The organism is Pectobacterium polaris (genome assembly GCF_002307355.1).
GTDB classification, from domain to species: Bacteria; Pseudomonadota; Gammaproteobacteria; order Enterobacterales; family Enterobacteriaceae; genus Pectobacterium; species Pectobacterium polare.
This window is the reverse complement of sequence record NZ_CP017481.1, coordinates 2,824,095-2,850,718: the sequence shown is the minus strand read 5'-3', so window position 1 is coordinate 2,850,718 and position 26,624 is coordinate 2,824,095. Positions and strand designations below refer to the sequence as shown.

At 56.3% G+C, this 26,624-nt stretch carries 20 protein-coding genes; 15 read left to right on the top strand and 5 right to left on the bottom strand.

The window, feature by feature from the left end:
* Positions 1 to 12: 12 nt before the first annotated feature.
* The 7 genes from BJJ97_RS12750 (at position 13) to BJJ97_RS12720 (ending at position 8,447) form a co-directional block, all read left to right on the top strand.
* On the top strand, positions 13 to 855 hold the full coding sequence (locus tag BJJ97_RS12750; protein ID WP_193438335.1) for an ATP-binding cassette domain-containing protein: 843 nt from the start codon (positions 13 to 15) through the stop codon (positions 853 to 855).
* Positions 852 to 1,688: an ABC transporter ATP-binding protein gene (locus BJJ97_RS12745; protein WP_095994170.1), complete on the top strand. Its 837-nt coding sequence runs from the start codon at positions 852 to 854 to the stop codon at positions 1,686 to 1,688. Before BJJ97_RS12750 ends, BJJ97_RS12745 begins: the two co-directional genes overlap by 4 nt.
* An 83-nt stretch (positions 1,689 to 1,771) precedes the next feature.
* Positions 1,772 to 3,019 (top strand): MDR family MFS transporter, encoded by a 1,248-nt coding sequence (locus BJJ97_RS12740; RefSeq protein WP_095994169.1) that lies wholly within the window; start codon positions 1,772 to 1,774, stop codon positions 3,017 to 3,019.
* A gap of 10 nt (positions 3,020 to 3,029) precedes the next feature.
* Positions 3,030 to 4,541 (top strand): ABC transporter substrate-binding protein, encoded by a 1,512-nt coding sequence (locus BJJ97_RS12735; RefSeq protein WP_095994168.1) that lies wholly within the window; start codon positions 3,030 to 3,032, stop codon positions 4,539 to 4,541.
* Between the two features lie 37 nt (positions 4,542 to 4,578).
* A complete protein-coding gene (locus BJJ97_RS12730) occupies positions 4,579 to 6,357 on the top strand; it encodes an ABC transporter permease subunit (protein ID WP_095994167.1) in 1,779 nt (592 codons plus the stop codon).
* Positions 6,358 to 6,639: 282 nt separating this feature from the next.
* Positions 6,640 to 8,100 carry an AMP nucleosidase gene (locus tag BJJ97_RS12725; RefSeq protein WP_095994166.1) on the top strand — a complete coding sequence of 487 codons (1,461 nt, stop codon included), beginning with the start codon at positions 6,640 to 6,642 and terminating at the stop codon, positions 8,098 to 8,100.
* Positions 8,101 to 8,207: 107 nt separating this feature from the next.
* Entirely contained in the window at positions 8,208 to 8,447 is a 240-nt protein-coding gene (locus tag BJJ97_RS12720; RefSeq protein ID WP_095994165.1) for a hypothetical protein, read from the top strand.
* A 62-nt stretch (positions 8,448 to 8,509) separates the two neighbouring features.
* Here BJJ97_RS12720 and proP read toward each other — a convergent pair whose 3' ends face one another.
* Positions 8,510 to 10,012 (bottom strand): glycine betaine/L-proline transporter ProP, encoded by a 1,503-nt coding sequence (proP, locus tag BJJ97_RS12715; protein ID WP_095699026.1) that lies wholly within the window; start codon positions 10,010 to 10,012, stop codon positions 8,510 to 8,512.
* Positions 10,013 to 10,286: 274 nt separating this feature from the next.
* The gene (locus BJJ97_RS12710) at positions 10,287 to 11,279 is read right to left on the bottom strand and encodes an AraC family transcriptional regulator (protein WP_193438334.1); all 993 of its coding nucleotides are present in this window, start codon (positions 11,277 to 11,279) and stop codon (positions 10,287 to 10,289) included.
* A gap of 66 nt (positions 11,280 to 11,345) precedes the next feature.
* On the opposite strand from BJJ97_RS12710, the gene BJJ97_RS12705 reads away from it, so the two are divergent.
* Entirely contained in the window at positions 11,346 to 12,332 is a 987-nt protein-coding gene (locus BJJ97_RS12705) for a class I SAM-dependent methyltransferase (RefSeq protein WP_095994163.1), read from the top strand.
* Between the two features lie 109 nt (positions 12,333 to 12,441).
* On the opposite strand, the gene ygjG is transcribed toward BJJ97_RS12705, so the two are convergent.
* The 3 genes from ygjG to BJJ97_RS22140 all read right to left on the bottom strand — a co-directional run bounded on the left by ygjG (position 12,442) and on the right by BJJ97_RS22140 (position 15,890).
* Entirely contained in the window at positions 12,442 to 13,848 is a 1,407-nt protein-coding gene (gene ygjG, locus BJJ97_RS12700) for a putrescine aminotransferase (RefSeq protein WP_227003520.1), read from the bottom strand.
* Between the two features lie 327 nt (positions 13,849 to 14,175).
* Entirely contained in the window at positions 14,176 to 15,600 is a 1,425-nt protein-coding gene (gene patD, locus BJJ97_RS12695; RefSeq protein WP_095994161.1) for an aminobutyraldehyde dehydrogenase, read from the bottom strand.
* Between the two features lie 119 nt (positions 15,601 to 15,719).
* Positions 15,720 to 15,890, bottom strand: coding sequence for a hypothetical protein (locus BJJ97_RS22140; RefSeq protein ID WP_167385198.1), 171 nt, complete (start codon positions 15,888 to 15,890; stop codon positions 15,720 to 15,722).
* Positions 15,891 to 16,148: 258 nt separating this feature from the next.
* Here BJJ97_RS22140 and BJJ97_RS12690 point away from each other — a divergent pair, with 258 nt between their 5' ends.
* From BJJ97_RS12690 to BJJ97_RS12660, 7 genes are all read left to right on the top strand, one after another.
* Positions 16,149 to 16,658, top strand: a complete 510-nt coding sequence (locus BJJ97_RS12690; RefSeq protein WP_095994160.1) for an RNA polymerase sigma factor — start codon at positions 16,149 to 16,151, stop codon at positions 16,656 to 16,658.
* A gap of 99 nt (positions 16,659 to 16,757) precedes the next feature.
* Positions 16,758 to 17,711 carry a FecR family protein gene (locus tag BJJ97_RS12685; RefSeq protein WP_095994159.1) on the top strand — a complete coding sequence of 318 codons (954 nt, stop codon included), beginning with the start codon at positions 16,758 to 16,760 and terminating at the stop codon, positions 17,709 to 17,711.
* A 260-nt stretch (positions 17,712 to 17,971) separates the two neighbouring features.
* Entirely contained in the window at positions 17,972 to 20,650 is a 2,679-nt protein-coding gene (locus tag BJJ97_RS12680; RefSeq protein ID WP_095994158.1) for a TonB-dependent receptor, read from the top strand.
* 117 nt (positions 20,651 to 20,767) lie between these two features.
* Positions 20,768 to 21,385, top strand: coding sequence for a heme acquisition protein HasA (locus tag BJJ97_RS12675; protein ID WP_095994157.1), 618 nt, complete (start codon positions 20,768 to 20,770; stop codon positions 21,383 to 21,385).
* Between the two features lie 205 nt (positions 21,386 to 21,590).
* Entirely contained in the window at positions 21,591 to 23,450 is a 1,860-nt protein-coding gene (locus tag BJJ97_RS12670; protein WP_095994156.1) for a type I secretion system permease/ATPase, read from the top strand.
* 64 nt (positions 23,451 to 23,514) lie between these two features.
* The gene (locus BJJ97_RS12665) at positions 23,515 to 24,873 is read left to right on the top strand and encodes an HlyD family type I secretion periplasmic adaptor subunit (RefSeq protein WP_095994155.1); all 1,359 of its coding nucleotides are present in this window, start codon (positions 23,515 to 23,517) and stop codon (positions 24,871 to 24,873) included.
* A 2-nt stretch (positions 24,874 to 24,875) separates the two neighbouring features.
* Positions 24,876 to 26,231, top strand: a complete 1,356-nt coding sequence (locus tag BJJ97_RS12660; protein WP_095994154.1) for a TolC family outer membrane protein — start codon at positions 24,876 to 24,878, stop codon at positions 26,229 to 26,231.
* Positions 26,232 to 26,624: the final 393 nt, after the last annotated feature.

Below are 26,624 nucleotides of genomic sequence, written 5' to 3'. Positions count from 1 at the left end.
TATACATTATCCATGATCAACTGGAACAGACACACAGACGCCATTCTTCAGGTAGAGAATCTGAGCCTGTCTATTGGTGGTGAAACCAAAGTCAGTGATATCAGCTTTACGCTGTTTGCGGGTGAACGTGTCTGTTTACTCGGCGCATCCGGTTCAGGCAAATCCCTCACCGCTAAAGCAGTAATCGGCACACCGCCGCCGGGCTGCCAGGTTAGCGGCAGTATTCGAGTGAATAGCGAAGAGGTCAGTCAGCTGAAAGCGCTGGCACGCCCACCTGTTAGCCGGGTATCCGCTGTATTCCAGGACTCCGCAACGGCGCTCAATCCCCTCATGCCGTTGGGAAAACAGCTGTCTCTGGCGTTGAAAACCACCTCTTCCGCTGAGCTTTCTGCCCTTCTGGCTGCTATGAAACTGGATGATATTCCCAACCTGCTGCAACGCTATCCTGCCGAATTATCCGGCGGTCAGCGCCAGCGCATTTGTATTACCCTTGCGCTGCTCGGCAAGACGCGCCTGCTGGTGGCCGACGAACCCACAACCGCGCTTGATGTCATGACCCAGCAGCAGGTATTGCAGGTCTTACAGGAACGTAGCGTGCAGCCAGATGCTCCCGCCCTGCTGTTTATTACGCATGATATCGCCGTTGCCGCCCAGCTCTGCCAACGTGGCCTAGTGATGGAAAACGGGCGAGTCATTGAATCTGGCAGTATGCAGCAACTACTGAATGCACCACAGCAGCCGTATACCCGCAGTCTGGTTGCTGCTGCTCGTCGCGCTGACACGCTTTTATCTGACAGTGTGTTACTGACGACGAAGGAACTGCCTTCACGCGTTGCCGGAGCACTCGCCGGATGAACCATCACCTGCATGCGGTTCCCTCACCGTTTTTAAGTCTTGAGCACGTCAGCCGTTATCGCCAGACGTCACGTTTGCCGTGGCAAAAGGCCGATCCCGTCAGTGCGATTTTTCACGACCTGTCGCTGAACCTGCAACAGCACGAACGCGTCGGGCTGGTTGGTGCATCAGGCTGTGGCAAATCCACGCTGCTAAAAACCCTGCTCGCGCTTGAAGCGCCGGAGAGTGGCGCGGTGTACTGCGACGGCAACGTGATTAAGCCCGGTTCGGTGCGTTCGCTGCTCTGGTATCGCCGCCGCGTTCAGTACATTCCGCAGGATCCGGCAGGCTCGCTCGCGCCACGTCAGCGCGTCGCCGATCTCCTCATCGAGCCGCTGAAGCGACTCCGCCCTGATGAGATCCGTCACGCTGATAGAAATCGTTCTGCCCGACTGAGCGAAGTCATGGATCAGGTAGGACTGAGCGTCACGCTTCTGGATAAGGTCGCCGGACAGCTTTCCGGAGGACAGGCACAGCGCGTTGCGCTGGCGCGAGCGTTGATTGTTCGACCCGAGTTTTTATTGGCGGACGAGCCTGTCAGCGGTCTGGATTTGCCGCTGCGCGAACAGATTAAAGCCCTGCTTCAACAGGTCACCGAACAAAACAACATGGGCTTGCTGATGGTCTCGCACGACATTTCCATGCTCGCCGGGCTGTGCGACAGAATGCTGGTCATGGACGGCGGACGCATTATTGAAGATCGCCCCACCGCAGAGGTGCTGGCTTCGCCGCAGCAGGCACACACAGCCCATCTGTTGCAGGCCGTACCCGCGCTATCGACGTCAGGCTATTAGCTCGCTGAAAACGCGCTTTTTACCATAAAATATCGCATCAATAACACATTCCCCGTCACGGGCTTTTTATAACGGATCATGACATGTCAGACCTTACCGCCAACCACGCCCCACGGCCTTATCCCCCGTTGCTTCTGGGTAGCCAGCTTGTTTTCAACATTGGCTTTTATGCCGTCGTGCCGTTTCTGGCAATTTTCCTGCGCGACGACATGCTGCTTTCCGGCTGGGCCATCGGGCTGGTGATTGGTTTACGCACCTTTTCTCAGCAGGGCATGTTTTTAGTCGGCGGTGCGCTGGCTGACCGCTTCGGTGCACGCGTGACCATCCTGTGCGGCTGCGTTGTGCGTATCAGCGGCTATCTCCTGCTGGCATTAGGCGACTCGCTGTGGCCGATCATCCTCGGTGCCTGTCTAACCGGTGTCGGCGGTGCCCTGTTCTCTCCCGCCATTGAAGCGCTGATGGCACAGGCCGGTACGCAAAGTGAAAAAGAGGGAAAACGTAGCCGCTCCGAGTGGTTCGCCCTGTTTGCCATTTGCGGCGAGTTAGGCGCAGTGCTGGGGCCGTTACTCGGTTCGGTGCTGGCGGGATACGGATTCCAGCGCGTGGCGCTAGCCGGTGCGGGCGTGTTTGTGATTGCACTCATCATTCTGTTTTTCAACCTGCCGCCAACGCAGCGCAATCGGGGCGAATTACAGATTGCTCCGTGGTGGGAAACCTTCCGCCAGCGCCGCTTTGTCGCGTTCATCATCGCCTACAGCGCTTACCTGTTCAGCTACAACCAGCTCTATCTGGCACTGCCGGTTGAACTACATCGCTCCGGCAGCAGCGAGAAAGATCTCGGTCCGCTGTTTGTCCTCGCTTCTCTGCTGGTAATTGGATTACAGCTCCCGTTGGCACGTTTCGCCCGCCGGGTTGGCGCGGCGCGCATGCTGCCATTGGGTTTCGCGCTGCTGGCCGCGTCATTCTTTAGCGTCGCGCTGTTTGCCTCCAGCACGCCGCCTGACGGGTGGCAGCGCCTGCTTCCCGCTATCTCGCTGATTACCCTGCTGACGCTGGGGCAGATGCTGATCGTTCCTGTCGGGATGGACCTTATTCCGCGCTTTGCCAACAACCAGAATTTGGGTGCGCACTATGGCGCGCTGGCGTCGATGGGCGGCATCGCCGTTCTCGTCGGCAACTTTGTACTCGGCAGCCAGCTTGACCGCGCGCTGACGCCGTCGCCACAGGCCGCCATTCCGTGGGTGCTGCTCGCCGCCGTGCCGTTGTGCAGTTCGCTGGCGATGATGGTCATCTGCCGCCCGTTTAAATCCGCTTCAACCGTGAATGAATAAGGACAGATTGATGAATATGCGTAATCGCCTGTGGCCCGTTTCTGGCTTGCTATCAGCCACGCTGCTGCTTTCAGGCTGCTTCAACGAGCCGGAGGAAAATCACACCTCGCATCATGACGGTCGAATCAAACTGGCGATGCTTCAGCCGCCGCGCTCCGGCCTGACGCCGCTGAGCGATGATGCCTTTAAGCTGTCGCGTTGGAGCACGGCAGAAACGCTGGTGGTACTCGACAAACTCGGCGAAGCCCAGCCTGCGCTAGCGACAAAATGGCAGCAGATCGATGATAAATCCTGGCGTTTTGAACTGCGCCCGAACGTCCATTTTCACGATAACACCGCCTTAAACGCCGCCACGGTAGTGAATGCGCTCACCGTGGCCTCCACCGCCGCCCCCAAACCGCGCATTCTGGACGGCGTGCAGTTAACGGTGAAAGCCGATGGCGATAACGCCGTCGTTGTCTCCACCGCTAAACCGGATCCGCTGCTGCCACAGCGTTTATCCAGCCCACAGTTGGCGATTCTCTCCACCGCGGCATACGGTAAAAATGGCGTCGTCAATCCGATCAACACCGGAAGTGGCCCATTCGTTCTGCGTACCGTCACCGGCACCAGCAGCGCGGTATTGGATAGATTCGACGGTTACTGGGGTGAGAAAGCACAGGCCAGCGGTATCGACGTCAGCTTTGTGTCCGACGGCGCGGCGCGTGCCGCTGCATTACGTACCGGCACGGCTGATATTGTCGAAGCCATTCCGGTTTCTCAGGCACCGTTGCTGGATCAATCGCTGGTGCATGAAGTTCCGATGCCGCGCACCAATACACTATATCTGAATACGCGCCATGGCGTGATGCAAGATCCCGCGATGCGTGCAGCCGTGCGCGATGCGATCAATCGCCAACAGCTGGTGGATAACGTGTATGAGAAGCGCGCCGATATCGCGCAGGGTCTGTTAGGTCCAGCCCTGCCGTGGGCCGCGCAACTGCGTCAGCCAGTAGCGAGCCCAGTCAAAGCCAGTAAGCCTGCGGGTGCCACCATTACGCTGGCAACCTTCAGCGATCGCGCCGAACTGCCTGAAGTGGCGGTCTATCTGGCACAGCAGCTCACTGCCGCTGGATTTACGGTAAAGCAGGTGGTGCGTGAATATTCACAGATCGAGTCCGACGCGCTAGCTGGCAAGTTTGACGCCTTTATCTTATCGCGCGCGACGGTGCTGGATTCCGGCGATCCGGTCGCTTATCTATACAGCGACTTCGCCTGCGAAGGGTCATTCAATATCGCTCAGCTGTGCCGACCAGAGATCGATCAGGCGCTGCAAAAAGCAGCCTCGATTCCTGCTGGCGAAGCTCGCCGTCAGGCCATCATGCAGGCAGAAAACCTAATTCTTGCCAGCGATGCCGCGATCCCAATGCTGCATGAGCGCGTGATTCAAGGTGAAAGCGCACAGGTAAAAGACGCACTGCGCGACCCGCGTGAACGCACGCTGATTAACTCAGCCACGCATATTGTTATATGCGCAAAGTAACAGATAGCGCACCCGCAACCAGAAAGATGACGAGTTTATGAGCGAATCGCTGTATTGCCGCACCTGTGCAACCATCAACCAGACGCAACGCCCGCGATACGGCGTGCTGATCCCGCTGTTTTCGCGGCTGCTGACGCTGGCGGGGATTGTGGTGCTGATTGGTATGCTGCCGTGGTTATCCGGCCAGGATCCGGCGCTGGCGCTGCTACGCGCCCGTTCCGGCGAGCAGGAAGCGACGGCAGAAACGCTAAACGCGATTCGTCACTCTCTGGGGCTGGATCAAGGCCCGCTGCAATTGCTGTTGAACTGGCTGACTGGCCTGTTGCACGGCGATGCAGGCAACTCCTGGGTTTCTGGTCGGCCGGTCCTTCCGGGGATGTTGCAAGCGGCGGGCGTCTCGCTCACGCTAATGGCGTCCTCGGCGCTGGTGGCCTTCACGCTGGCTGCCGTGCTGTGCGCCCCTACCTTTCGGCAGGGATTGCGCGGTCAGGTTCATCGTTCAGGCGGTTTGTTCGCCGCCTTGTTTACCGCACTGCCCGAATTCCTACTGGCGTCGTTTCTGCTAATCGTCGGTGCCGTCTGGCTACAGTGGTTCCCACCCTATGGCTGGCTGGGCTTGCACTACGCGGTGCTGCCGTCGCTGGCGCTCGGTATTCCTGCTGGCGGTTACCTTGGCCGGATTATTGCCGATGCACTCTCCGCTACCTTTAGCGAAAACTGGCTCACTACCTGGAGCGTGGCGGGCGTGAACCGTCGTCATATCGCACTGGCCGTGCTGAAACGCACGTTGCCCAGCGTGATGCCGCTAGTCGGGCTGGTGCTGGTCTCGCTAACTGGCGGTGCTATCGCCGTCGAAAAAGTGTTCGCGATTCCCGGTTTGGGACGTGCAACGCTGGGGGCAGCGGCTGCGCAGGATCTGCCCGCCTTGCAGATCGGCGTGCTGATTCTCTTGCTCATCGCCTCGCTGGCTGGCATCGCCGCCAGCGGTGTGCGGCTGCTGATTCTCGGACGCGCGCTGCGGAGCGGCGCGATGCCCGTACCGGAAGAGAGCGGTAGCCCCGCGTCTCGTCATGCCATCTGGTTGCCGATTATCTGCGTGCTGCTGCTGGCGCTTCTGTTGCTGGCTGGTCTGCCGCGCGATCCCTATACTTCTGCCTTTCTGCGCCTGCAACCGCCGTCGTTCCTGCTGCCTTTTGGCGCGGATGCGATGGGGCGTGATTTGCTGGCACGCGTCGCACACGGTACGTTAAATACCTGTCTGTTGGCGCTGGCGGTGTCGCTGGCCTGTCTGGCGATTGGCCTGTTGGTTGGACTCTTTCCGCGCCTGCTCACCGGCCCGATTGAAGTGACTAACGCCCTGCCACCAGTCATTGCGGGGCTGCTGGTTGCTGCGGTCAATGGCCCGACGGCAACGGGCGCGGCGATTGCCGTGATTGCCGTCAGTTGGGCACCGCTCGCAGCCCACACAGCGGCGCTGGTCGCCGAAATCAATGCGCGCCCTTATATTCGGATGCTGCCGATTCTCGGCGTCGGTCCGATACGGCGCAGCCTGTTCTATATTCTGCCCGCGCTGATTGGCCCGCTTTTCCGTCACGCTATGCTGAAACTGCCTGGCATCGCGCTGGCGCTGGCCTCGCTCGGCTTTTTAGGTCTGGGCGCCTCACCGCCGACGCCGGAATGGGGACGCGTGCTGGCTGAAGGGATCCCGTATATCGAACGTGCCTTCTGGGGCGTGCTGGCACCGGCGGCGGCACTCGGCGTGCTGTCGATACTCGCGGTGAGCGCAGCGAACCTCTCCGGTCGCCACAAGCACTAATCTATTATGGGACACAGCCTAAGCACCCGCTTCTCTCCACGTTCACAGCCCTGCCAGATTTCACGATGGCGGGGCTGCGCATCTTCAGTTACGCTGTGAGCTAACCTCTGCCGAAGTACAAAATTGAATATACCCTAAATAATTCGAGTTTCAGGAAGGCGGCAAGGGAAGGCATCCCGATGAGCTTACTCAGGTAAGTGATTCGGGTGACTAAACGTAGCCAACGCACATGCAACTTGAAGTATGACGGGTATGGTGTAGAGCGTGATTAAAGGAGAGAGTATGCACAACAGCGGATCCCACGTCAGTCTTACCGTCACTCAGACTCTGGATAAACTGGAAGCGCTGTATGATGAGGCCGTCTCAGCACTGCGCGATGCCATCGGGGACTTCATCAATGATGGCACGCTGCCTGATGCCAACGCACGCGCGGCGGGGCTATTTGCCTACCCTGCCCTGCGCGTTAGCTGGAGTGGCAATTCAACCGGCCATCCACGCCATCGCGCCTATGGGCGTTTTACCCATCCCGGCAGCTACTCCACCACCGTTACCCGCCCGGCATTTCTACGCGCTTATCTGGCGGAACAGCTGGCGCTGCTGGAAGGCGATTATGACGTCACCATCGAGGTTAGCCCGTCACAGCAGGAAATCCCGTTCCCCTACGTGCTCGACGGTTCCGACCTGATTCTTGACCGTTCGATGAGTGCTGGTATCGCCAAGCATTTCCCTACGACAGAGCTGTCGCAGATTGGGGACGAGACGGCGGATGGGCTGTTTCACGCCACCACCACATCGCCGCTGTCGCACTTCGACGCGCTGCGTACCGATTTCTCGCTGGCGCGGCTTCGCCACTACACTGGCACGCCGGTGGAACATATTCAGCCGTTCATCCTCTTCACCAACTACACGCGCTATGTCGATGAGTTTGTACGCTGGGCCTGTGCGCAGATTGCCGATCCCGATAGCCCGTATGAGGCGCTGTCCTGCGCGGGCGGTATTTACATCACCGCCGAGACGCCTAATCCCGAGCAGACGGTGTCCGATCTGGCCTGGAAGAACCACCAGATGCCGGCTTATCATCTGATTCCCCGTCAGGGCAAAGGAATTACGATGGTCAACATTGGCGTCGGGCCATCCAACGCGAAAACCATCTGCGATCACCTCGCGGTGATGCGTCCACATGCCTGGCTGATGATCGGCCACTGTGGCGGCCTGCGCGAAAGCCAGTCCATCGGTGATTATGTGCTGGCGCATGCTTACCTGCGTGACGATCACGTACTGGACGCCGTTTTGCCGCCGGATATCCCGATTCCCAGCATCGCCGAGGTGCAGCGCGCGCTGTACGACGCCACCAAGATGGTCAGCGGTATGCCGGGGGAAGAAGTCAAACAGCGCCTGCGTACCGGCACGGTTGTCACCACTGATGACCGCAACTGGGAGCTACGCTATGCGGCCTCTGCCCTGCGGTTTAACCTCAGTCGCGCCGTCGCGGTAGATATGGAAAGTGCGACGATTGCCGCGCAGGGGTATCGCTTCCGTGTCCCTTACGGCACGCTGCTGTGCGTTTCAGATAAGCCGTTGCACGGTGAAATCAAGCTGCCGGGGCAGGCAAACCGTTTCTATGAAGGGGCGATTTCGGAGCATTTGCAGATTGGCATCTGCGCTATCGATCTGCTGCGGGCGGAAAGCGATAAGCTGCACTCGCGTAAGCTGCGCACCTTTAACGAGCCACCGTTCCGTTAATCGAACGACATTGTTCAGACAGCCGACCCCATTCGGACGGTCGGCTGCTCTGGCGCGGCCAAATACGTTATGTTATAACAGACCAAATTCCATAGCGGATAAGCCCGATGAAAAAAGGTCTGTCAGTTCTGTTTCTTTCCCTCGTCGCGACACAAGCCTCGGCGTTTCAGGCTAAGATAGCTCAGTCTACTGAGACTGGATTGCGCAATATCGATGAGGTTAAGCGCACCTTTTCTGGTTTTACGCCAATGGGGCTGGAAACCATTCACCCCGGCCAGTGCGATGCAACCTCCGTTAACGGCTGTGGTTGCCCATTTTGCACCCAGTTGCGGCTCATTGGTCGCTAGGTTGTAGGTGGCATAGCAAAAGCGCCACATCCGTGGCGCTTGCTTACTACCAGTAAATTGCGTCAATTAATCTCAGGATGCTGTTCGGTCAGCCGTTTTCTTTTCTTCTCCAGCTCGGCGATTTGCTCATCAATCTCTTCTATTTTCTGCTCAATATTGTCGTACTGTTCCTGCAACAGTTCTTTGGCTTCCGTCCGATCCGATGCCGCTGGCGTGGCGCCTTTCAGCGGCTGGTTAGCGGTTTCACGCATCGACATCCCGGTAATCAAGCCGATCAGCCCAATCACCATCAGGTAGTACGCCGGCATATATAAGTTACCGGTAGACTCCACCAGCCACGCCGCCGCCGTTGGCGTAAAGCCCGCAATCAGCACGGAAACGTTAAATGAGGTCGCCAGCGCGCTATAGCGAATATGCGTAGGGAACAAGGCAGGAAGCGTTGAAGCCATCACGCCCGTGAAAGAGTTCAGCAGTACGGCCAGCATCAGTAATCCGCAGAAAATCAGCCCAATCACATCGCTGTTAATCAAAATAAAGCTGGGCACCGACAGCAGCAGCAGCCCAATACTGCCGCAAATAATAAACGGCTTGCGCCCATAGCGGTCGCTCATCAGCCCCATCACCGGCTGCACAAACAGCATCCCGATCATGACGGCGATAATAATCATCACCCCATGATCTTCCGAGTAATTCAGGCTGTGTGAAAGGTAGCTCGGCATATAGGTCAACAGCATGTAATAGGTGACATTGGTGGTAATCACCATCCCAATACACACCAGCAGACCTCTCCATTGCTTAGTCACAATTTCACGCAGAGAAATCTTCGGTGGAGATTGGATGCTGTCTTTTGATTCTTTATCAATCTTGTCAACGTGCTGTTGGAATGTCGGCGTTTCCTCCAGCGCATGGCGCAAATAAATCCCGATTAATCCGAGCGGTGCGGCAATAAAGAACGGAATACGCCATCCCCATTCCAGAAAACTCTCTTCTCCCACGATGGAAGAAATTAACACCACGACGCCTGCCCCCATTACGAACCCGGCAATAGAACCGAAATCCAGCCAGCTCCCTAAAAAGCCGCGTCGTCTGTCCGGGGAATATTCGGCAACGAAAATCGCTGCACCGGTATATTCTCCCCCGACGGAGAATCCCTGCGCCAGTTTCGCCAACAGCAGTAATATCGGTGCCCAAATACCAATCGACTCATAGGACGGAATCAAGCCGATACAGAATGTACTCACCGACATGATAATAATGGTGATCGACAGGACTTTCTGGCGACCAAATTTATCTCCCATCGCACCAAAGAATATCCCGCCGAGTGGCCTAACCAAAAAGGGAACCGAGAACGTTGCCAGCGCGGCGATCATTTGTACGCCGGGATCGGCTCCGGGGAAAAAGACCTGTCCGAGCGCATACGCCACAAAGCCATATACGCCAAAATCAAACCACTCCATCGCATTACCCAGTGCGGCAGCGGTAATGGCTTTTTTGAGTCTGGCATTATCAATAATGGTAATGTCCTGAATTTTCATCGGTTCAATTTTTTTCTTTTTTAATCTCATTCTTTTTTCCTTTGCTTAAAAAGCGACCCTTTATTAAAAATACAACGCTCACTTTCATGCACAGGGAACCACCCGACTGCGCGCTGAAAAATGAACAACTTATTGGTCGCAATATTCATTACACGTTGATACTGCTGGATGAAGTATAGAAGAATTTGGACAAAAGCTCGGATTCAGGAACCGCATGCCGAAATAACGCACGGGAATATAATCAAAGGAAAATAATGGTAAATAGTTATGACAAAATCATCACATTAATGCCAGTAGGGTATTTTTACTTACGCGAAGTAATCATTTTCGGGTTGCGGTTAAAATAGCGTGTAAATGCCAGACTGAAATTAGCGGGGTGCCGATAGCCAACTTGCCAGGCAGTCTGCGCCACCTGGAATCCCTGTTCCAGTAGCTGATGCGCTCGCTCCATCCGCATCCGCAATAGCATCTGACCCGGCGTGGTCGCAAAGCAGCGATGAAACCCGAGTTTAAGTCTGGATTCACTCATTCCCGCCTGAGTCGCAATGCAGGCCAGCGTCAGCGGTTCAGCCAGATGTTCACGCATCCAGCAACATACCTGCTCCAATTGCTGCCGTTCCTGTGGGTGAATAGCGCCGCGCTTCTCTTCCGGTTGCAGGAAGTGACGATACTGCGCCAGCAGGCTTAAGGCATGGATATGGCGATTTAGCGGATCGCTATCACCGCACAGCGCATTGACGTGAACCTGACTGGCCGCAGAGACGGGCGTAAATGCGCGCTGCTGTACCCCATCATCGTTGAACAACTGCTCGGCACAGTCCGCGCCAAAATAGCGCGTCGCCGCCGTTTTCCCCACCAGCAGCCGTAGCTGATCGACCTGCTGCTGCGCCTGATAATGGCGCTCGCCCACGCTGGCACCAAACGTCGTAATCGTGACATGCTGCTGGCGAAACCAGATCGATGAACCGCCGCAATCGTAATAAGCAGACTCCCCTGCCAGCGCAAACGTCATAACCAGCATCGGCTGCGAGTGCGGGTTCTGCGTTTCCTCCACCAAGGCACGACGCGGGCGATATTGCGAACGAGCTAGCGACAGATCCGTATCAATACGGCTGAAATCCGACCAGCATTCGCCAATGCCGTCCGGCAGTATTCGACGCGAATCAGCACGATTCACCTCACTCATCCGACACCGATCGCCCGATGATAATCCCTCTCGCACCTGCTGCTGTCTTTGCGCCATCTTCCCCCCGCCGTTTCGCATATGAAAAACGCCGCCTCGCATAACAATGAACATAATAACGATTCTCATTTATAGATAGCATATTCCCTATCGACTGACCATCAATGGGAAAAACCACTTATGAATCCATTAGAGACGTTATGGCAACTTGCCGCCAGCAGCGTGAAGGTGGATGCCTTATATCTGGCGCTGGAACAGCAGATTTTCGACAGGCTGGAAGAGGTCACTACACCGAAACAGTTGGCGGAAGCGCTGGGCTGGCAGCCGGATAAAACCGGTTTTCTGCTTGAACTGCTGTGGAGCATGCAGCTATTGACGCGTCATCACGACGGCTATCGCACCGCTCCGGCCTGCGCCGCCGTGCTCTGTCACAGCAGTTCACGTTTTCTGGGCGACGCCTGGCGTTTTCGCCTGACCAGCCTGCGTCAGTTTGGTCAGGGGCTCGGCGACGGTATGCATCAGCCGCTGCTGACGCAGTTGAGCGAGTTGCCACGCGATGCGGCGTGGGCCAGCGCCGCGGAACAGCAAATCGCTCAGGAACAGCGGGCGATAACGGCTGACCGTGCCGAGCAGCTTATCTCCGGCCTGCCGGATTTCCCGCAAATCAAACACGTTCTCGATCTGGGCGGCGGCCCCGGCTGGGTGGCGATTACGCTGGCGCTGCGTCACGCTCAGATCTCCGGTACGGTGTATGATCTGCCGCAAACCGCCGCCGTGGCACAACGCAATATCGACGCTGCCGGATTATCCGCACGTCTGTCGGCGCAAAGCGGCGCATTGTCCAGCGAGAAATACGATCTGATCTGGAGTTCCTCGTTCCTGCATTTTGTCGAGGACATCCCCGCCATGCTGACCATGCTCCACGATACTCTGGCACCGGAGGGCACGCTGGTTCTGGCACAGGCGGAAATTGCCGAAGCGCCGGAGGATGCCGCACCGGTTCTGCCGTTCTACCTGCCGATGCAAATGAGTGGACGCCACGTCACGCGGGAAGGTCAACTGACGCAGTGGCTACTGGCTGCCGACTTTAGCTCTGTCGAAACCCACCGTCATCAGCCATTTCCCATGGCACCGCTGAATGTGCTGATCGCCCGTAAAGGCCATTGAGTCATGTCGAAAAATCGTGTCGGGAACCGGATAAAAAAAGCCAGTCAGTAAGGTCTGACTGGCTTTCGGAATGAACATAATGGGGTGCTGCGTGTTTCCGTCTCGTTTTTCACTCTACCGCATATTCCTTCATTTTATTTTCGTCAGGCATGGTGCCATTGAGTTTCTTGAGCACTTCCTTCGCTTCTTTCAACACTCGGGCACATTGCTCGCGCGTGATGGTAAGCGGTGGCTCAATCCTGACCGATTTGGCATTATTCAAGGTGCCCGCAACCAGAACATTACGTTGAAACAGCTCTTTCGCGAAGGCATAGCCGATCTCGTTTTTCCTGAACTCGATAGCCTGTAACAGCCCCATTCCTCGTGCTTCGATAATCAATTGAGGATACTCAGCCGCCAGTTGCCGTAAGCCCTGTAATAAATATTCCCCCTGTATGGCCGCCTGTTCCGGCAGATTCTTCGTCAGCAACTCATTGACCGTCGCCAGCGCCGCCGCACAAGCCAGCGGATTGCCGCCAAACGTGGTCGTATGCAGGAACGGATTTTCAAACAGCACGGAAAATACCTCTTCCGTCGCCACCGTGGCACCGATCGGCATCACGCCGCCGCCCAGCGCCTTCGCCAGACACAGAATGTCAGGCTGCACGCCATAATGCTCACAGGCGAACATCTTGCCCGTGCGCCCCATGCCGGTTTGCACCTCATCCAGAATCAGCAATGCCCCGACCTCATCGCATAATGCTTTGACCGCAGGCAAGTAATTTTCCGGTGGCACAATCACGCCGCCTTCTCCCTGAATAGGTTCAAGGATGATGGCAGCCACGTCATCGCCGGTCTTCTGGCACTGCTCAACCTGCTTGCGCATGGCGCTGATGTCACCAAAAGCAACATGATGGAAGCCGGGTAACAGCGGCATGAAAGGACGACGAAATGCGGGTTTGGCGGTGGCGGAAAGTGCGCCCAGCGATTTCCCGTGGAAGGCACCTGTCGCGGCGATAAAGGTATATTTACCGCGCGGTGACTGGTAGGCCTTCGCCAGCTTTAAAGCCGCCTCAACCGATTCCGTTCCGCTATTGCAGAAGAAGCTGTATTTCAGATCGCCTGGCGTCAGCGCCGCCAGCGTTTTTGCCAGTAATCCCCGCAGCGGGTCGAGCAATTCCTGACTGTGCAGCGGTTGTCTGGCGAGCTGGCGCTCAACGGCAGCAATGACGTTAGGGTTACGATGCCCAACGTTAAAAATGCCGTAACCACCGAGGCAGTCCAGATATTCATTCCCTTGGGTATCAATCAGCGTATTCGGGCCGCTGGCGCGCCATTCGACTGCGCCGTAATCGCCGCCGGTAGTGACAGATTTTCGGTACTCCAGAAAACCTGGGTTGACGTATTCACGAAAACAACTCAAAACTTCTCGATTCAGTGCCGCCATGTCATCGTGGGATAGCGTGTCACTATGAATCCAATGCAGTGCCTGCTGAGTACACTCTAGCGGGTTAAGGTGGGCGTTTGATCTGGACAAAATGCGCTCCTTGAAAACGGACATCACGCGATGCCACTTTAATTAATGCACATAACACGCCAGTCGCCCGCCCCAAATCAAAATAAAATACAAAAACGCGATCTAATCCAAAAATTCAGTAGATGATTTGAACTAAATACGAATGGATGGAATTAATAACCAACAAGAATGGCAAATGCCAGTATGAAAAAAATCAAAGTAACGTGTGATGCCCTGCTTTTGCCCAGCGCGCCCTTTTTTGGGGCACGCCGAGGCTGGACAAACGCGCTATATCATTGCCTGCTTCTCGTGCAGGACAAACAGAATCCCTGAGCAGACCGAAGATCCTCAGTGCCGGATCATGATATGGCGCACGATGGTGTAATCCTCAAGACCGTACATCGACATATCCTTGCCGTAGCCAGATAGCTTCTGTCCGCCGTGTGGCATTTCGCTCACCAGCATGAAGTGGGTGTTTACCCAGGTACAGCCGTACTGAAGGCACGCAGCCAGACGGTGCGCCCGCCCGATATCGCGCGTCCAGACCGACGAGGCCAGCCCGTAATGCGAGGCATTAGCCCAGCCAATCACCTGCGCTTCATCGTCAAATGGCGTGATGGAGATAACCGGCCCAAACACCTCTTTCTGGACGATTTCGTCTTCCTGCTTTGCCCCCGCCAGCACCGTAGGCTGGAAGTAGAATCCCTGCCCTTTTACCCGCTCGCCACCGGTCACCACCGTAATGTGCGGTAACGCTTTGGCGCGTTCGACAAAGCCAATCACGCGTTCCAGCTGCGGCTCGGTAATCAATGGCCCCAGCTCGGTGGTTTCATCGTGTGGATCGCCCATTTTCAGCGTCGCCACCGCTTTTCCTAATGCTTCTACGACCTCATCGTAAATCGCACGTTGGACATACAGCCGACAGGCAGCGGTACAATCCTGCCCCGCATTGTAAAAACCGAAACTGCGGATCCCATCAACCACCTGATCGATATCAGCATCGTCGAAGACAATCACTGGTGCTTTGCCACCCAGCTCCATATGCGTCCGTTTTACGCTCGCGGCGGTATGCGACAGAATATGCGCGCCAGTCGCAATCGAACCGGTCAGCGACACCATATTCACTTTCTCATGTCCCGTTAGCGCATCGCCGATATCCGCTCCACGCCCGAACACAATATTCACCACGCCAACAGGCAGTATCTCCGCCAGCAGATGCGCCAGATAGAATGTAGTCAGCGGGGTTTGCTCCGCCGGTTTCAACACCACACAGTTTCCCGCCGCCAGCGCCGGTGCCAGTTTCCACGACGCCATCATCAGCGGGTAATTCCACGGGGCGATGGACGCCACCACGCCAACTGGATCGCGCCGGATCATTGAGGTGTGCCCTTCGAGATACTCTCCCGCCGCCGAACCGCTCAGACAGCGCGCCGCGCCGGCAAAAAAGCGAAACACATCGGCGACCGCAGGCACTTCATCATTCAGAGCCGCATGGTAGGGCTTACCGCAGTTCAGCGATTCAAGCTCGGCAAACGTCTCGGCGTTTTCCTCGATGGCATCGGCAATCTGTAGTAGCAGCGTCGCACGCGTTTTCGGCGTGGTCTGGCCCCAGTGTGCAAAAGCGGACTCCGCGGCCAGCACGGCTGCATCAACCTGGTGCAGATCGGCCTGCGCAATGGCGGCAATTTGCTCTCCTGTGGCAGGATTAAATACCGCTAACGCCTCGCCTTTCCCCGCGACCAGCTTGCCTTCTATGAGTAATTTATCGTGCATACATTTTCCTTACAGAGAGAAAACCATCTTGTTTTTCATCACTATCTGCAAAATGTCTGTGCAAAAAACCTGCCACGTTGCGCTACCTGTCGCGCCGTTCTGCAACCCGCGGCATTACACTAGGGCGCGCTGCCCGATGCTTTCTGCGTCTGCGTGGCGGCCTGTCTGGCTTCTTCCGCCAGCGCTTCAATCTCTTCTTCCGTCAACTGCTCTGATGCCTCATGCACCTTTGCCAGCCCTTCGCTGACCGTCACGGCTTTAGGATCCTGCTCTGAGTCCTTCGTAGTCATCTCTGTATCTCCTGATTAAATAATAAGCCAGCAAAGATAAGTGTAGTCGATGGCGAGAATCCGCCAATCTGAAGAAGATTTAACTCTGCTTTCCGGTTCGTCATATGTGATAATAATTATCAATTACATTAAATTTATTATTCAGGGCCTTACCCCGTCGATATCAACGGACAGGATCGCTATGGAGAGCGCCGTGGCAAGGGAAAGGGGTTCTGTTGCCGCAGAGTCGGCGGGAAGGTCACCTGACGGGACGTTGGCATGTCAGAGTCTGAACTCAGAATGCTGTTCAACCACTATGCAGAGCGGTTAGAACGCTATCTCAATCATAAACTGCGCGACCCTCAGGCAGCGGCAGATCTGGTGCAAGAGAGTTTTTTACGGTTGGCACAACGGCTGGAACAGCAAGATGATGTAGACGACAAGAAGGCGTATCTCTATAAGACAGCAAATAATTTGCTGCTTGATCATGTCCGCCACCAGCAGCGCTGGCAGATGGCGACATCCGTTGACGACGCGGAGGCGACGCTGGAATACCTGCCGGATGCCGCACCCCAGCTCGATCAAACGGCCATCGCCCAGCAGGAGCTGGAACGTCTGGCAAACGTACTGGCGACGCTGCCTGAACGCACGCAGTTGATATTTCATCTGCATCGGTTTGAACACATGACGCAGGCGCAAATTGCTCAGCAGTTGGAGATTTCCCTCAGCACTGTTGAGAAGCATCTTGCCATGACGCTGAATGCAATGATGACGATCCGCGCCTCGTGAAACGCGTCGCACATCGTGAAATAATCACAAATTATTTACGGGTTTATTGCCGCCAGACGTCTACGTATTTAGAGACCCTACACACTCCAGGCCTACAACATGAACGATTATCCCCCTGAAATCCTACAGCAGGCAGCACGATGGGCCATCCGTTTGGCCGAAGCGCCGCTGGACGATGAACAGGAACTGACATTCCAACACTGGCTGGCGCAGGATCCGCGCCATTGTCACGCGTTGGAACAGGCAGGGAGGCTCTGGCACGGGCTCGGATCACTCAGCGCCGAGCAAAAACAGGTGCTGCAACCACAGCCGCCGGCAACCTTTCTCATCAGGCGTGTTAATCGCGCAACACAGTGGAAAATCGCCGCCTTGCTGCTACTGGGTTTCAGTCTCGGCGCGACGTGGATTTCCGACGGCATTCTCATGCTGCGCTCGGATTATCATGCGGCGCATCAGGTCAAACACGTTACGCTGCCGGACGGCAGTGAAGTCGATATGGATGCGGGCAGCGCCATTTCGCTCGCCTATACGCCGCAAGAACGACGCGTCACGCTGCTGCAAGGTTCCGCCTGGTTCACCGTCGCCCCAACGACTGCACAGGAAAAGCGCCCTTTCCTGGTTGATGCTGCATCGGGCACCACACAGGCGCTGGGCACGCAGTTCATCGTGCAAAACTCCTCACAGACCACGACCGTCGGCGTGGTGGAGCACAGCGTTCAGGTCACGGCAAACGGGCAAACACTGCGGCTTGATGAGCAACAGGCGGCACGCTACACCGAACAAGGGATGACTCGTCTCCCCGACTGGAATAGCCGCGAGCGCGGCGACTGGCGACGCGGCCTGCTGATCTTCGATCAACAACCTCTGGCTATCGTGATCTCACGTATCAATCAGTATCGATCGGGGACGATCGTCATCCCTACATCAGCCCTGCGTCAGCGTCAGGTTAGCGGCATTTTTTCGCTGAACGAGCTGGATGGCGCGCTGCAAACCATTGCCACCGAACTGGGTGCCAAAACCGTTTCACTCCCCGGCGTCACGGTTCTGTACTAATTCTTTCTCCCACCTGTCTTCCCCACTCTTGCCACGCCGCTCAGGCGTGGTAATCACGCATAAATTCCCTTTACGTTCACAAGGCCGCAACGCGCCGGAGAAAAAAATTTAAATATTTTTTTACGGGTTCTGTCATCTCAGCCGTCTTCATATTTAGGTAATGATTTTTATTATCATTTTCATTAAGAAAAAGAGGGCCAATTATCCCTTTATTTATTAATGCTTATTGATGATTTAACAGATGGCAGACCAGGCGAAAAATGTTTAAAAGAACACAACAGCAAGACAGCCGCTTGTTACAACGTAATCCACTTTCTCTTGCCGTCGGCATCGCACTGTCGTTGTCTGGCTCGCTCCACTATGCGCAAGCAGAAACGCAGGCCGCCAGCGTTCAGGAGGCGGCTCGTCAAAGCGCCGCCTTTTCCATCGGCGCGCAGCCGTTGAGCAGCGCGTTGCTGCGTTTCACCGAACAGGCGGGGTTACAGGTCTTTTTTGCCGACGTTAAACTGGAAAATATGCAGGCCGTTGCGCTTCAAGGGCGCTTCACGCCAGAACAAGGGCTGCGCAGGCTGATCGGCACTAATCCGGTCGATTTCCAGATCGGCAGCAATGGCGTCATTACCCTGCGCCCTCGTCCAGTCAACGTCGATACGGCCAAAATAGACGACGTCATGACAGTTCGCGCATTTACCGTCGCCAATCCCGGCGACTGGATCTACGAACAGCCGCGCGCGATCAGCGTTATTTCACGCGAACAGATGGATAACCGCCCTTCCCGCCACGCCGCCGATCTGCTGGAGCAGTCCGCTGGCGTTTACTCCAGCGTCAGCCAGCAGGACCCGTCGCTGTCGGTCAACATCCGCGGCATACAGGATTTCGGTCGCGTGAATATGAACATCGACGGCGTGCGGCAGAATTTTCAAAAAACCGGCTACGGCCAGCGCAATGGACAGATGTATATCGATTCAGAGCTGCTCTCTGGCGCAACGATTGAAAAAGGCGCGACAAACGTGATGGGCAGCGCGGGTACATTGGGCGGCGTCGCTACATTTAATACCGTCAGCGCTCAAGATTTTCTCGCTCCGGGTAAAGAACTGGGCGGAAAACTGCACGCCAGCACGGGCGACAACGGAACGCATTTTATCGGCAGCGGCGTGCTCGCACTGGGTAACGAAACTGGCGATATTCTGGTCGGTGCCAGCGAACGTCATCTGGGCGACTACTGGCCGGGTAATGATGGCAACCTCGGTAATATCCGTATCCCCGGCAATTCAAATAATTACGAAGAATGGGCCAATAACTTAAAGCATCAAAAAGTGGCCAACGCAGCTTACACCATGCGCTCGCGGCTGGCGAAAATCGGCTGGAATCTGCCAGCTAATCAGCGCTTCCAGCTCAGCTATATGCAAACGCAAACCTCTTCTGAAAATGCCGGGACGTTGTCCAACCTTTCCAATACCGAACTGGGTTGGAAGGCTAGCGGGCACAGCGAAATTATGGCGCGCAGTACCGCGCTGGATTACAGCCTGAAACCGGACAACCAGCGCTGGCTGGATTTTAAGGCCAAGATTTATTACGCCGATACCAATAACGACACCGACAACTATGCTACCTCTAATAACAGCGCCTATCACGAGAGCACGCGGTTACGCACCTACGGGGCGCAAGCGCAGAATACCTCGACGCTGTGGCAGCAGGGCGCGCACGATCTGAAAGCCGACTACGGGCTGGACTTCTATTACGACAAGATCACCACAGACAGCAGCAATAGCACAGCCAGTAACGCGACCCCGGAAGGGAACCGTGCGATGGCCAGCCTGTTCGCGAATCTGAATTACGCGTACGACGAGTGGGTAACGCTGCAAGGTGGCCTGCGTTACGATCGCTACCGGTTACGCGGCACCACCAGCATCAGCTATCGGGAAATCCCCTATACCGTTACGGACCCCTGCACTGAACGGTCGATCGCGCTCTGCTCGCCGTTCGTGACTACCACGCAGGATTGGAATGTCGATGACGAGCACGGCAAACTATCCCCCACGCTGTTTGCTGGTGTCCGCCCCGGCGTTGAATGGCTACAGCTGTACACCAGCTATGGTCTATCCTGGCGTCCGCCGTCAGTCAGCGAAACCTTTGCTAACGGCAGCTACAGCGCGGGCAATTATTACCTGTATCCGAACCCCAATCTCAAGCCGGAGCGTTCCCGTGCCTGGGAGATCGGATTCAATATTCAGCAGCCCGACCTGCTCGTCGACGGCGACAGGCTGGTCACCAAGGTGTCCTATTTCGACACCAAGATAAATAACTACATCAGCCTGAATGGTGCCCGCACCAAACCCGGCTATAACGGCGATTCCCTCAGCAACTCTGTGTTCCAGAACAATCTGGCGAAGAGCCGCTTCCGCGGTATGGAATACCAGCTTAATTACGACGCGGGCTTTCTGTATGTCGATGCCACCTACACCCACATGATCGGCAATAACGATTTCTGTGCGCCAATGGCCTGGATGGGTGGCGTCACGACCGTAGGCGGCACCAGAAGAAACTACTACTCCACACCTGTCGATACCACGGCCAGTGATTTCACTTGCCAAAAAACGCTGTTACTCAGCAACGCCGCCTATCTGCCGGGCGACCGTGGTTCCGTCACGCTGGGGACGCGCGTCTTCGACCGCAAGCTGGATATGGGCGTCACGATGCGTTTTGCTCCCGGCTATCAGGACGCTGCCGCGCCAGCCAACTCCGCCTATTTAGCCGACTGGCCCAAGTATGAAGTTTACGATCTGTACGCCAGCTATCGTCTGACTGACAGCCTGACGGTACGTGGTTCCGTCGAGAATATCGCTAACCGTACTTACATCGTGAGCTATGGCGAATCACTGGGCTACACGCCAAGCCGGGGAAGAACGGTGCAGGCTGGCGTGGAGTACCGATTCTAATTTCTCTGTTTCTCCACGCGGGAGACAGGAAAACAAAGGGGATGGGATGGCTCATCCTCTTTTACGACAGACACGGATGACCGTGCCTGTAGATCGTTAGTTAATGAGGAATCTATCATGAGTTTTGCAATTACCTACGATGCCTACTATGCCAATTACAGCATTGCCAGCTACCTGACTGAATGGTCTGCAGCATTTGGCGACGTTAATCATACCGCGGGTAATACACAAGTCGGTGGCAATAATACCGGGGGCTTTTACGGCGGCGACACCTTTATAGACGGTACTCAGTATGCGATCACGAGTGCGCAGAACGACTTTTCTGCACTTATTGCAGGCGGCGATCTGAACTATAGCCTCTTCACCCCTCCTGCCCACACGCTGTACGGCGATCTGGACACTCTGTCCTTCGGCAATGTCCTGCAAGGCGGCACCACCGCGGGCACCACGTACTCACTCGTTGAGCCGGAAGTGACCTTCAGCGGGCTGGATCTCTCCACGGACGTTGCCAACCTGACCGTTAGCGATCGCGGCGTGGTGCATGACGTGATTTACGGTCTGATGGGCGGTCAGGTTCAGCCGCTGCTGGATGCGCTGGCTAATGCAGGTATCGATATTAATGCGAGCCTGGATAGCCTGAGCTTCGCCACCGCGACCGCCGATGCTGCGCTTTCTGCCGATACCGTGGTTGACGTCGTTGGCGTCGCCGAAACGGCCGATCTGCTGGCGGCATAAGAAAACGGCTAAAAGATGACGCTTTTAGCCGTTTGAGTGAACACCGTCGCGGTACGGAGAGAACATCTGAACCGCGACGGTCTAGTGAGTGTAATAACCGTTGGCAAACCGCGTCAATAGCGGGACGGCTAACCGCTTCCCCTCTTCCACCTTGTGGGTACACCACGGTGAGAACGATGGCACTTTATTGAAGAAGGAACATTCCATGCCCGCATCCCATCCGGCGTCATCAGGCCGGGAGATTATTGACGCGCTGGCCGCCTACCGTCAGGGATTTTGGGGAATTGGCCTGTTCAGCGCTGTCATCAACCTGCTGATGCTGGCACCAGCGATCTATATGCTTCAGGTTTATGATCGCGTACTGCCTTCCAGCAGCACCATGACGCTGGCGATGCTGACGATCATCATGCTGGGTCTGTTTTTACTGATGGGATTACTGGAATGGATACGCAGCGCCGTAGTGATCCGCCTCGGTACGCAGATGGATATGCGCCTGAATCAACGTATCTACAATGCAGCGTTTGAAAGCAATCTCAAAAACGGCACGGCAGGAGCCGGACAAGCCTTAAACGATCTGACCGCCCTGCGCCAGTTCGCCACCGGGAACGCGCTGTTCGCCTTCTTTGATGCGCCGTGGTTTCCGGTTTATCTTCTGGTGATCTTCTTACTTCATCCCTGGCTGGGCGTGATGGCGCTGGCGGGGGCTGTCATACTGATTGTGCTGGCCTGGCTGAATCAAAAACTCACGCGTGAACCCTTGGCCTTAGCCGCACAAAATACCGTTCAGGCGACGCAGCAGGCTAACGCCAACCTGCGTAACGCCGATGCTATCGAAGCGATGGGGATGCTGCCTGCGATGCGTGAACGCTGGCTGACGCAGCATAACGCGTTTCTCTATTATCAGAACGTTGCCAGCGAAAAAAGCGCCAACATTACCTCGCTGACGAAAAGCACCCGACTGGCGCTCCAGTCGCTGATGCTGGGGCTGGGCGCGCTGCTGGCCGTCAACGGCGATATCACGCCCGGTATGATGATTGCCGGTTCCATTTTGGTGAGCCGCGTACTCAGCCCGATCGATCAGATCATTGGTGTCTGGAAACAGTGGATGCAGGCGCGTCTCGCCTGGCAGCGTGTCAATATCTTGCTCGACAACCATCCGGCGCGCCCTGCTGGCATGGCGTTGCCCGCCCCCGAGGGTAAACTTCAGGTGGAACAGCTCAGCGCCAACGCACCCAACACGCGCACGCCCATACTCGCCAATATCACGTTTGAACTAGCTCCCGGCGATGTGCTCGGCGTTTTAGGCCCGTCGGGTTCCGGTAAGTCCACCCTCGCCCGCCTGCTGGTTGCCGCCATGCCCGCTCTTGGTGGCAAAGTCAGGCTGGACGGCGCAGACATGCACCAGTGGGACAAAAGCGATTTAGGTCGCTTCGTCGGCTATCTGCCGCAGGATGTCCAGCTTTTCAGCGGGACGATTGCCGAAAACATCGCCCGTTTCACTCAGCCGGATGCAGAAAAGATCGTTGCTGCTGCCATCACGGCAGGCGTTCACGAGATGATTCTGCGGCTGCCGCAGGGCTACGATACGCCACTGGGCGAAGGCGGTGCCGGGCTGTCCGGCGGTCAGAAACAACGCGTCGCCCTCGCCAGAGCCATTTACAACCAGCCGCGCCTGATTGTGATGGATGAACCGAATGCCAGTCTGGATGACGACGGCGAGAAAGCCTTATTGGCCGCGATTGCCGCGCAGCAGGAAGCCCAAAGCACGCAGGTGCTGATCACGCATAAACCCGCCCTGTTGTCCTGCGCCAATAAGCTGTTAGTCCTGCGCGCCGGACAGATCCAGTATTTCGGCGCAACCGAGCAGGTGTTGAAAGAGTTACAGCGTGCCAAGCCCGCCAATCCTTCTCTTACCAAGCCGGTGACGACCCCCGCCAGCGCCAAACCCGCACCGGTTAAAACAGCCGACGCCGCAAATGCCTTTACCCCAAAAGAACCCGGTTCATCCGGGCTGAGTATGGTGTACAGCGCGCCAACGCCGCGCCGAGCCGCACCGGATAAATGAGGCTCAGCGCATTGATAACGCACGCCTGCCGTCAGAACAGCATCATGGAAAGAAGAGGATAACCATGTCCGCGTTACGCGAAGTCACATCACAGCCGACAACCCCCCTCCATCCGGTGGCGGATAACGTCGCGGCGATGCCGTTACACACCGACGCCGGACGCTATTTGAAGTACGGTCTCTGGCTGGTGCTTATCGGCTTTGGTGGTCTACTGCTGTGGGCCGGCATGGCACCGCTGGATAAAGGCGTCGGCGTATCCGGTCGGGTCATCGTCGCAGATAACCGCAAAGCGGTGCAACCCGTCAGTAGCGGACGCATCGCCTCGCTCACCGTGCGGGACGGCGACCGTGTGCAAGCCGGGCAAGTCCTTGCCACGTTGGACCAAACGCCCTCTCAGGCACAGCGTGATAATCTCGTCACTCAGCTTCAGGAAGCGCACGCAGGCGAAACGCGTCTACTGGCGGAACGCGACGATCTGAATACGATCGCCTTCCCTGCCCCCACCGAGCAACACAGCACCGTCACGCAACAAATTCAGATTGCCCAACAGCAGCTCTTCATCAGCCGTCGTGCAGCGCTGCAACAGGAACGCGCCGCGATACAGGCCGCCATCATCGGGGCAAAGGCGCAGTCGCAGGGTTCACAGGCGCTGCTGGCCAGCAGCCAAACGCAATTTCAGATTATCAGCGAACAGCTACGCGGGCTGCGTCCGCTGGCGCAGGAAGGCTATATCGCCCGTAACCGTCTGCTGGACGTCGAGCGGCAAGCCGCCCAACTGGCGGGCGCGATCGCGCAGGAACGGAATAATCAGGTACAGCTCCAGCAGCAGGTTGTCGAGTTGGAGCAAAAGATCCAACAGCGCCAGAATGAATACCAGAAAGAAGTGCGCGCCCAGCTCGCCGATACCCAGCGTTCCATTCAGGATCTCACCCAGCGGCTGAAAACGGCGGAGTATGAACTTCAGCACACGCACATTCGCGCCCCCGCCAGCGGCACGATAGTCGGGCTGGCGCTGCACACCGAAGGCGGCGTAGTGAATAGCGGGCAGATGCTGATGGAGATTGTTCCCGAGGGACAACCGCTATTGATTGACGCACAGCTACCTATCGAACTGGTGGACAGAGTCAGCAACGGGCTGCCAGTCGAGCTGCTGTTTTCTGCTTTCAACCAAAGCACGACCCCGCGTATTTCCGGCGTTGTCGCCCTGATCGGTGCCGACCAGCTCGTCGAGCAGCAGACCGGAAAACCCTATTACGCACTGCGTATCCACGTTGATGAACAAGGTAAGCAACAGCTCGCCGGGCTGGACGTGCGTCCCGGCATGCCGGTACAAGCCTTTATTCGTACCGGGGAGCGCTCCCTGCTCAACTATCTGTTTAAACCGCTTTCCGACCGCCTGCATCTGGCATTGACCGAGGAGTAATCATGCTGCGCCTTTCATCCGTTTATCGCGCGGCGATCCGCTCCAGCTATGCCGTCCCGTTTGTTCTCACGCTGCTCTACAGCGCACCAAGTCAGGCATTGGGATTAATGGAAGCCTGGCAGCAGGCGCTGACGCACGACCCAGCCTTTCAGGCCGCCGTGCACGCGCGCAATGCCGACAGCGAAGAGAAGAACATCGGGCGCGCTGGGCTGCTGCCAAAAGTCACCTATGACTACAGCCAGTCCCGTAACGACTCTACGGTGACGGCGGGTGGGCAACAATCAGAGCGGGATTACACCAGCCGTGCGTCCAGTTTTTCCATGCAACAGCCGCTGATCGACTACGCGGCATGGTCGCGCTATCAGCAGGGCGAAGCCAGCGCCGTGCTGGCCGACGAACAGCTGCGCGATGCCAGCCAGCAGTTGCTGGTACGTCTATTTCAGGCTTATACCAACGTGCTGTTTAGTCGCGAGCAGATTGCGCTGGTTCAGGCACAGCAGCGCGCTTATCGCGAGCAATATCAGTTGAATCAACGCCTCTTCCAGCAGGGAGAAGGCACCCGCACCGATATGCTGGAAACCGAAGCGCGGGTTAATCTGACGGAGGCGCAGCTCATCGAAGCGCAGGACAATCTGGATATCAGCCTGCGTGAGCTGGAAACGCTGTTGGGAATGCCCGTTGGCGTGGATCAGCTTGCAGCGCTAACGCCACGCTTCACGCCGCAGCCGCTTAAACCGGCGGGCTATCAGCACTGGCAATCGCTGGCGCTGCGCCACAACGCACAGCTATTAGCGCTAAACCAGTCGCTGGCCGTAGCGAAATACGGCATTGAGCGTAATCGAGCAGGTCACCTGCCACAGGTCACGCTGGTCGCCAGCACACGTAATACGCAGTCAGATACCGAAAACAGCTACAACCAGAAATACGATACGCGGTCGATTGGTATCCGCGTCAGCGTACCGATTTTTGCTGGCGGCGGCGTCTCTGCCGCAACGCGTCAGGCAAAAGAGCGCTATCAGCAAACCGCGCGGGAAAAGGACGAACAGACGGCGACAATCCAGACGGAACTGCGTCGCCAGTTTAATCTGGTCACCAGCAGTCAGGCGAAAATCCGCGCCTATGAACTGACGGAAAAGTCTGCGCTGGCGCTGGTCACCGCCACACAGAAGAGCGTTCAGGGCGGGGAACGTGTGAATCTTGACGTGCTGAATGCCGAACAGCAGCTTTACGGCGCACGGCGCGATCTGACCGAAGCGCGTTATACCTGGCTGACGGCCTGGCTACAGCTGCGTTACTACGCCGGTACGCTGGATGAACAGACGCTGCGGCAGTTAGCGACCTATTTCGTACATAATTAGCGGCATAAGTTCGGAAAACGATAGAGAATATTACGCCGTGGCCGGTATTCGGCCACGCTCAGTTTAGAAAGGAAAATAACTGACATCCATATATTCTAAAATATTTATAAAAAAAATATATTAATAACCAATCACACTATAAAAGGTGCCTTTCTTCGCACCCGATGTAAAAATAACAGAAAGTCAGTCAGCTATATTCCTGACGTGAATAGCAGTGTCGCAGCAGCCCTTTTTATTTCTCGGCTATTCCGCAGCGGCCTGACGTTGACTTCATTATCAAAAAGGGATTCGTTTTATCATTTTTAAACTAATCATTTAAAAACAACACAATATGCAAAAATACCTCATTGGGGGTATCCAAAGTGACATTAAGGTAGGATTTTTTATGGCAAT

Coding starts and splice junctions, on each gene's coding strand:
- BJJ97_RS12685 (WP_095994159.1), top strand. CDS start 16,758: ATGAACGATTATCCCCCTGAAATCCTACAGCAGGCAGCACGATGGGCC.
- BJJ97_RS12750 (WP_193438335.1), top strand. CDS start 13: ATGATCAACTGGAACAGACACACAGACGCCATTCTTCAGGTAGAGAAT.
- BJJ97_RS12670 (WP_095994156.1), top strand. CDS start 21,591: ATGCCCGCATCCCATCCGGCGTCATCAGGCCGGGAGATTATTGACGCG.
- BJJ97_RS12735 (WP_095994168.1), top strand. CDS start 3,030: ATGAATATGCGTAATCGCCTGTGGCCCGTTTCTGGCTTGCTATCAGCC.
- BJJ97_RS12720 (WP_095994165.1), top strand. CDS start 8,208: ATGAAAAAAGGTCTGTCAGTTCTGTTTCTTTCCCTCGTCGCGACACAA.
- BJJ97_RS12705 (WP_095994163.1), top strand. CDS start 11,346: ATGAATCCATTAGAGACGTTATGGCAACTTGCCGCCAGCAGCGTGAAG.
- BJJ97_RS22140 (WP_167385198.1), bottom strand. CDS start 15,890: ATGACTACGAAGGACTCAGAGCAGGATCCTAAAGCCGTGACGGTCAGC.
- BJJ97_RS12725 (WP_095994166.1), top strand. CDS start 6,640: ATGCACAACAGCGGATCCCACGTCAGTCTTACCGTCACTCAGACTCTG.
- BJJ97_RS12690 (WP_095994160.1), top strand. CDS start 16,149: ATGTCAGAGTCTGAACTCAGAATGCTGTTCAACCACTATGCAGAGCGG.
- BJJ97_RS12660 (WP_095994154.1), top strand. CDS start 24,876: ATGCTGCGCCTTTCATCCGTTTATCGCGCGGCGATCCGCTCCAGCTAT.
- BJJ97_RS12740 (WP_095994169.1), top strand. CDS start 1,772: ATGTCAGACCTTACCGCCAACCACGCCCCACGGCCTTATCCCCCGTTG.
- patD (WP_095994161.1), bottom strand. CDS start 15,600: ATGCACGATAAATTACTCATAGAAGGCAAGCTGGTCGCGGGGAAAGGC.
- BJJ97_RS12675 (WP_095994157.1), top strand. CDS start 20,768: ATGAGTTTTGCAATTACCTACGATGCCTACTATGCCAATTACAGCATT.
- BJJ97_RS12730 (WP_095994167.1), top strand. CDS start 4,579: ATGAGCGAATCGCTGTATTGCCGCACCTGTGCAACCATCAACCAGACG.
- BJJ97_RS12710 (WP_193438334.1), bottom strand. CDS start 11,279: ATGTTCATTGTTATGCGAGGCGGCGTTTTTCATATGCGAAACGGCGGG.
- BJJ97_RS12680 (WP_095994158.1), top strand. CDS start 17,972: ATGTTTAAAAGAACACAACAGCAAGACAGCCGCTTGTTACAACGTAAT.
- BJJ97_RS12745 (WP_095994170.1), top strand. CDS start 852: ATGAACCATCACCTGCATGCGGTTCCCTCACCGTTTTTAAGTCTTGAG.
- BJJ97_RS12665 (WP_095994155.1), top strand. CDS start 23,515: ATGTCCGCGTTACGCGAAGTCACATCACAGCCGACAACCCCCCTCCAT.
- proP (WP_095699026.1), bottom strand. CDS start 10,012: ATGAGATTAAAAAAGAAAAAAATTGAACCGATGAAAATTCAGGACATT.